At 25.6% G+C, this 6,689-nt stretch carries 9 protein-coding genes; all 9 read left to right on the top strand.

Annotated features, from left to right (window positions below; all coding sequences use genetic code 11):
• The coding region (locus Q4A58_RS07725; RefSeq protein ID WP_303118077.1) for a putative toxin at positions 1 to 1,201 on the top strand (1,201 nt) is incomplete at its 5' end.
• A 4-nt stretch (positions 1,202 to 1,205) separates the two neighbouring features.
• Complete coding sequence (locus tag Q4A58_RS07720; protein WP_303118075.1) at positions 1,206 to 1,799, top strand: HEAT repeat domain-containing protein; 594 nt, start codon at positions 1,206 to 1,208, stop codon at positions 1,797 to 1,799.
• Positions 1,800 to 2,198: 399 nt separating this feature from the next.
• Positions 2,199 to 2,762 carry a hypothetical protein gene (locus Q4A58_RS07715; RefSeq protein ID WP_303118073.1) on the top strand — a complete coding sequence of 188 codons (564 nt, stop codon included), beginning with the start codon at positions 2,199 to 2,201 and terminating at the stop codon, positions 2,760 to 2,762.
• Between the two features lie 209 nt (positions 2,763 to 2,971).
• The gene (locus tag Q4A58_RS07710; RefSeq protein WP_303118071.1) at positions 2,972 to 3,226 is read left to right on the top strand and encodes a hypothetical protein; all 255 of its coding nucleotides are present in this window, start codon (positions 2,972 to 2,974) and stop codon (positions 3,224 to 3,226) included.
• 205 nt (positions 3,227 to 3,431) lie between these two features.
• On the top strand, positions 3,432 to 3,569 hold the full coding sequence (locus Q4A58_RS07705; protein ID WP_303118069.1) for a hypothetical protein: 138 nt from the start codon (positions 3,432 to 3,434) through the stop codon (positions 3,567 to 3,569).
• 186 nt (positions 3,570 to 3,755) lie between these two features.
• Positions 3,756 to 3,938 (top strand): hypothetical protein, encoded by a 183-nt coding sequence (locus tag Q4A58_RS07700; RefSeq protein WP_303118068.1) that lies wholly within the window; start codon positions 3,756 to 3,758, stop codon positions 3,936 to 3,938.
• Between the two features lie 510 nt (positions 3,939 to 4,448).
• Positions 4,449 to 5,747, top strand: a complete 1,299-nt coding sequence (locus tag Q4A58_RS07695) for a hemolysin (protein WP_368501200.1) — start codon at positions 4,449 to 4,451, stop codon at positions 5,745 to 5,747.
• 2 nt (positions 5,748 to 5,749) lie between these two features.
• Positions 5,750 to 6,277 carry a hypothetical protein gene (locus tag Q4A58_RS07690; RefSeq protein WP_303118066.1) on the top strand — a complete coding sequence of 176 codons (528 nt, stop codon included), beginning with the start codon at positions 5,750 to 5,752 and terminating at the stop codon, positions 6,275 to 6,277.
• Complete coding sequence (locus Q4A58_RS07685; protein ID WP_303118065.1) at positions 6,264 to 6,617, top strand: hypothetical protein; 354 nt, start codon at positions 6,264 to 6,266, stop codon at positions 6,615 to 6,617. The genes Q4A58_RS07690 and Q4A58_RS07685 overlap by 14 nt, the downstream gene beginning before the upstream one ends.
• The last annotated feature ends 72 nt before the right edge of the window (positions 6,618 to 6,689 follow it).

Genomic DNA, 6,689 nt, shown 5'->3' with positions numbered 1-6,689 from the left:
TTTTTCAAATTCAGGAGCTAAAAGCAGAAGAACAGGGACATCTTATGAAAATTCCCTTATAAATGTAGGTGGAAAATTTAAGTTTTCAGAGGATACTTTAAAAATATTAAAAGAAAAAACAGTTACAGATGCTTACCAAAAAGGTTTAATAAAACTTGAACTTACAGAAGATGCAAAATATGCAGCTCAACCAGATATTCAGAAGAAGATAGAGGAAAGTAGAAAAAAAGCAATAGAAGCTAGTAAATCTGATACAGAATTTGATTATTTCGTTGTCGTTGATGGAGCAAATAAAAGAGTAGAAATAGCAAAAAATCCTAAATTAACACCTTATATAAACCATCTAAAAGAATCAACATTTGAAGGAAGTGTCAAAACTATTGTAAATGCTGGAAAAGTTATATACTATTTTGTAACTAGTGAAGATAATAAAATGGCACAAAATACTTTTGAAGGTTTAAAGAATTTTGGAGAAGTTATAACACTGGGTATTGGGAATTATCAAGCAGAGAAGCTATCACATATTTCAGCAGGACAAGTTCAATACGGGACTCTAAAAGAAGTCTATGCAAGAAAAGAAAAACTATATTTAGATGCAAAATCAGGAACAGATATGTTAAGTTCTTTTGCAACAACAGCAATATCATCAAAAATTCCAAAAGTAGTATTAGAAGTTGATATACCTAACTTACCTAGAGGAGGAAACTTAATAACTCCAGCAGGAGAAACAGTAGCAATAGCAGGAGCAGGCTCAATAAATATTCCATTGGATGTATCAAAAGCAATAGGAACAGGAGGAATAGTAAAAGCAATAAGTTCCAATCTTCCTGAAAACTCAAATAGTAATTTAGTAAAAAATAATAATTCAAAAAATAAATTAGAGGAGGCTAGAGCAAAGGGAAAACAAGGTGAACTGGATGCTGGAGTAAATCCTGAAGTTAAAAAGACTAAGATAGAATCTATTACACAAACTGCTAAACGGAGATTTCCAGATGAAATAGATGAAGTAGAAGGTTATTTAAGAGAGATTAAAAATGTAAAAAAACAATCATATACAAATCAGATAAAAGATTTTAATCTCTATGCACAAAAGAAAAAATTAGATTTTTATTTAGAAGTACGGCCAAATACAAAACTGACAAAACCTTTATTGGAAGAAGTAGAAAAAGGAAATATAATTATAAAATATATAGGAGAGTAATAAAATGACAAAAAAAGAATACGTAGAATTACTTAATGAAGTAAACTCTTATGGATATAATTTTAAGAAACCAAATGATATTAAAAAGATAGGAAAAAAGGATAAAATTTTAATACCAATATTATTAAAATGGCTAAATAAAACAACAGACTTTATGGCTAAATCTTGGATAGCAAGATGTTTAACAGTGGAAGGTTACACAGAAGCTACAGAAGAATTATTAAAACTATATAAAACAATGGATAGTGAAAAAGGTGATAAGTGGGCAGTAGGGAATGCTATTGGAGTAATATCAGATAAGAGATATATAGATGATTACATAGAAATTATTACTGACAAATCTAATGGAAGCGCTAGGCAAATGATAGTTAATTATATGGGTGCATTTAAAGAAGAAAGAGTAAAGAAAGTTTTAATTTCTTTATTGGATGATGAAGAAGTAAATGGTCATGCTATTTATGCATTATCTAAGTTTAAAGATATATCTTTAATAGAAAAACTTGAACCATTCACAGCACATAAAATGACTTGGAAAAGAAATGAAGCAAAAAAAGCTATAGCCAAATTAGAGAAATTAAAAGAAAAAGAAGGGAAATAATCTATTGTTAGGTCATTTCAAGAAATTGAAATGACTTATAGAATAGATTAGTCAACTAAAAATAGCAACAGATTAGGATATAAAGGAGAATTACCTGAATTATATTTAACAGATGAAAAGGCTTCATTTGCAATAGACGGTAAAGAAGGAAGAAAAGAGAAAATCTTTATATCAATTTATCATTTAGATGATAGTAATTTCCCAATAAGTAATTTATTTGCGCATGAAAGTGGACATTTAAATACTTATGATAAAGGAGAGAATACAGCAGAATATGTAGAATCAAAAATAGGAAAAACAGATTATAGTAAGTAATTTACAGAAAATGAAAAGAAGAAACACTTAGAAACAATAGACAGTAAATATTTTCCAAGTATAAGTGAAGAAGAGCAATTTGCTTTGGCAAAGAGTTTTGATGAAAAGGATAAAGAGAAACATACAACAGAGTATTTTATATCAGGTGCTGGAACATTAAAAAAAGCAAGAACTTCTTATACACACTCATATTTCACATCATATAATTCAAAAGAGGATGAGATAAGTGAATATGTAATGAACACAATTACAATAGGGGCAGGAAGTAAAGACTTAGGAATTAGCACAGGGATTGGGTATTATTTTGTAGATACTTATGAAGAAATGCAAAAAGTAAATAAATCTTTTGGTGGTAGTATATCATTTTTAGGAACAACTATAGGAATAGATTTATTATCAAGTTCAAATTCGGACTCATTTTATTTATCTGATTTATTAAAAATTAAAGGAATTAGAGTTTATGGTGGAAAATCTTTTGCTACTGCTAAAATGGAAGGGCATATAGGGCTTATTGATAAAAATGTGAAGACAACAGTAAAAAAGTATAATATTTTAGATTTTTATAAAAAAGAATCATTACCATCAAATATTAGATTATTTTATTTAAATGATTATAATAAAAATAAATTAAAAGGTAGGGAAAAATGATAAAAATAAAAAAATATTCTGAATGCTATGTTATAAAAAAAGGAATTATAAATAGAAAAATTATAGTATACTATTTTTCATTATTGTTATTATTTGCCATTTTTTTCCTTAATAATAATTTTTTTAGATTAATTTTAAAAATTAATGTAATATTCTCTTTTTATTTTTTCTACAATAAAGAAATACATGAAAATTTGTGGCTTGAAATAATGAAAATAAATTTTAATTCTAAGAATATTATAATTGTTAATAAAAAAGGTGAATACGATTTTTCTTTTTTTGATTTAGAAAATATAGGTATAATTAAAACAGCTGATACTTTTGAAAAAATTTCTTTTTATCAATTAGAAATAAAAAGTAAAAAAAATTATTGTAGATTTGGAAATGAATTAGAAATTTTAAATTTAAAAAAAATAGAAAACATCATACTAAATGAGGTGTTAAAACAATATGTTAAAGTTTGAATTAAGAATAATTGAAGGAGTATTTAATAATACCTATTTAATATTTATCTCATACATTTTTATGGTAATAGTTCAATTAATATATTTAAAATATAAATTTGCTAGAAATAATATTTTTTTATTTATATGTAATAAGATTTTGATGTTTTATTTCATAATATACCAATTACTTTTAAAAAAGAAATCTGGGAGTTTAGTGTACTATATGTTATCTATTTTTATACTTTATTTTATAGTAACTATTAAAGAAAATAGAAAAAATATTTTAAAAATCGAAAGATTTTTCGCAGAAGATATCGTAATAATGTCTGTAGTTTCAGTGCTTATAAGTTATATGACATAACTATATATAGTGGATTGTTATATTGCATACAGTTTTGCCTATGAAGAAGGAAGAACACCAGAAACACTTAAATAAAAATATTCAATAAATCCAGCATATAATAAATTAAAAAGTATGGGTATTACTCCAGATAAATTAGGAAAAAATCTCTTTGTGTTTCAACCAGTAATGTATTTTAATGGAGAAATGTACAAAGAAGTATTAAAGTTAAGCAGAGATGAAATAATAAGAAGGTTGGAAGGAAAAGCAAAGAAAGTATTCCCAATGTTGGATGGTGTTTACATAATATTTAATAATAAAGTAGAAATGACTTATGACGAATTTTTAGAAATGAATAATACCTTCAAACCAATTTTAGATTTAATTTAATAATTTAAATAAATTTTTTCTAGCTAGCTCAAATAAATTTTGAGCTAGTTATTAAAAGATTTATAGTTGAGATAAAAAAGTGAAAAAGCAAGCGAGGAAAACTTTATATCATCTAATTCATCTTCACAAACAGGAATTAGTTTAAATGTTGACTTAAGTAAAGGACAGATAGCAAATTTATCACTATCAAAAGCAGGAACAAGAGGTAAAGGAAATGGAGAAAAAGAATGGGTAGATAAACAAACTACATTAATTGCAAGAAATGGAGGAAAAGTAGATACAGACAGCCTAACAAATATAGGAGCAGTAATAGGTTCTGAAAGTGAAGAAAATAAATTAAAAATCTCTGCTAATAAAATAACAATAAAAGATTTAGAAGATAAAAATAAATATGAAAATATTGGTGGAGGAATAAGTATAGGAACAGATGTACCAAATATATCAGTAAAGCATGATAAGATAGATAAGGAACAAATAAATAGAGCTAGCGCAATAAATACAGATATTACGTTGAATGGAGAAAAAGTTAAAGCAGAAGATTTAGGATTTAATACAGATAAGAATAAAGCACAAGAAAAAATAAAAGATGAAGAAAAACATTTAGATGCAGAATTTCATACAGATTTAATAGGAGAAGATAAGAGAAATGAAATAAAGAAAGCAGGAGGTATATTGGAAGATATAGGAACTGCTTTAACAAGTACGGATAAAACAAAGGGAGATTTACTGGAAAGATATAAGCAAGCTTCAATGATGAGGGCAATAGGAGAGCAAGTAGAAAAGAATCCGGAATATTTATCAATACTTGAAAAAAATGTAATAAGAAATGGGAAAATAGATGATGAAAGTCAAGTAGAACAAGTATCAGTAATGAATAAACTTTTAAATGAAGCTCTAAGAGCAAAAGGATACAAAGGAGCAGATATAAAGATGGTATTAACAGATGTAACAGATCCAAAAGGAGCATATTATACAGATACTTTAACAAACACAGTAGTATTTGATAGAAATAAATTAGCAAATGCTAATAGAGATGAAATACTAAATGCCTTAGGACATGAGTTTGGACATTACAGTAAAGCAGATGATATAGATAAATCACAAGATATAGCAAATTATACAGGAAGTTTATTAGAAAAAAGAACAAAAAACCTAGTAAGTAAAGAAGCAACAGAAGAAACATTAGGAGCAATAAGAAATAATAAGAATGTAATAACAGGAGAAGAAGGAAAGAAACTTGCTGAAAGTATTCCTATGGACAGGAGGGAGTATCATACAATAGAATATTTTATAACAGGAGGGGCAGCTACACATACCCTTTCAGGAATGAGAGGGACAATTACAAAATCTTTATATAATTCAACTGATTTAAAGAATGATAAAGAAGTTAAGTATACAGCTACAACATTAAGTTTTGGTGTAGGAAATGATGACCTTAGTGCTGCTATAGGTATAGGATTATATTCTTCAGATAGTCCAGAAGAAATACAAAAATTATCCACATCTGTTGGTGGAAGTGTATCAATTTTAACTTGGTCTGCAGGTGTAGATTTTCTTTCAAAAGAAACTATTGGAAAAAACTTTCTAAAAAATCTTTTAAATATACAGGGTGTAAGAATGTATATTGGGAAATCTAAGAAATTATCAGATATAATTGTTCCAGCTAATGTTGAAAAACATGCAACAATTATGGATATAGGAAATATAAATATAATAAAAAATAGTAGTATTTTAAAATATTGGGAAGATGAAAGTATTCCATCAGGGGCAAGGTTATATTATAAATATTACTATAAAGGAGAGCAATAAAAATGGATAACATGAGAATAAAGGAAAATGAAAATAAACTTGTTATAAAAAAAGGATGGATAACAAAAAAAATTATAATTCTGTATTTCATTATTGTAGCTATTCTATTATTAATATATGTAAACTCACCATTATCAAATAATGAATTTGAAAAAAAATATCCATATATTATTTTTTTTATAAGAATTTCATTAGTTTTAATGTATTGGCTACATATGAATAAAAAAATTAGGGCTAATTTTATTTTAGAAAGTATATGTATACACCTTGTAGAAAAAAAAATAATTTTACAAACACATAGAAAAAATGAAATACTTAGCTTTAAACAAATTAAGAATATAAATATTCGTGATATCAAAAATATAGATGCAGAAAAAAATGCCAAAGAAAAGTATGCATTAGAGTTTATAACCAATAAAGATAGTTCTGAATATCTATGGGGTTTTGCATTATCAGAAACTAAAGCTCAAGAAATAAAAGAAAAACTATTAAAAATATTCAGTGAGGAAGGAAACTATGAAGTATCTTAATTTATATATAAACTTAATGATTTTAAATATAAATTATATTTTATTTATATATTTTATATTTGTTGTTACACAACTTATTTGTCTATACTATGAATATCATATAAAAAATTTAGTTTTGTTTCTTGGAAACAAAGCAATTTTAATATGTTCTATATTAATTGCTTATATTTTTAAAGATAATACATTAATATTACTTATTTATTTTATAGGATTAGTTATTTTAAAGGATTTAATAGATAAAAAATATGGAGAAAAGTATTCAAAAGAAATAGCTGATTTTTTACTAGAAGATATTTTTTTTCTAATTATATCAGGATTATTATCGTTTTATTTGATATAAATATTTTAAATGTAGCTTGACTATTACAGCAAATCCTGCTATGCCAATCAAAGATTTCAGCATAAACTCATC

It is taken from the genome of Fusobacterium sp. (genome assembly GCF_030528405.1).
Classification (GTDB): Bacteria; Fusobacteriota; Fusobacteriia; order Fusobacteriales; family Fusobacteriaceae; genus Fusobacterium.
Note: the sequence above shows the minus strand (reverse complement) of the source record. Positions and strands in the feature narration are given on the sequence as shown.

What these genes read in the sequence shown, in the direction of transcription:
- Q4A58_RS07720 (WP_303118075.1), top strand. Translation starts at nt 1,206, where the DNA reads ATGACAAAAAAAGAATACGTAGAATTACTTAATGAAGTAAACTCTTAT.
- Q4A58_RS07710 (WP_303118071.1), top strand. Translation starts at nt 2,972, where the DNA reads ATGAAAATAAATTTTAATTCTAAGAATATTATAATTGTTAATAAAAAA.
- Q4A58_RS07705 (WP_303118069.1), top strand. Translation starts at nt 3,432, where the DNA reads ATGTTATCTATTTTTATACTTTATTTTATAGTAACTATTAAAGAAAAT.
- Q4A58_RS07700 (WP_303118068.1), top strand. Translation starts at nt 3,756, where the DNA reads ATGTACAAAGAAGTATTAAAGTTAAGCAGAGATGAAATAATAAGAAGG.
- Q4A58_RS07690 (WP_303118066.1), top strand. Translation starts at nt 5,750, where the DNA reads ATGGATAACATGAGAATAAAGGAAAATGAAAATAAACTTGTTATAAAA.
- Q4A58_RS07685 (WP_303118065.1), top strand. Translation starts at nt 6,264, where the DNA reads ATGAAGTATCTTAATTTATATATAAACTTAATGATTTTAAATATAAAT.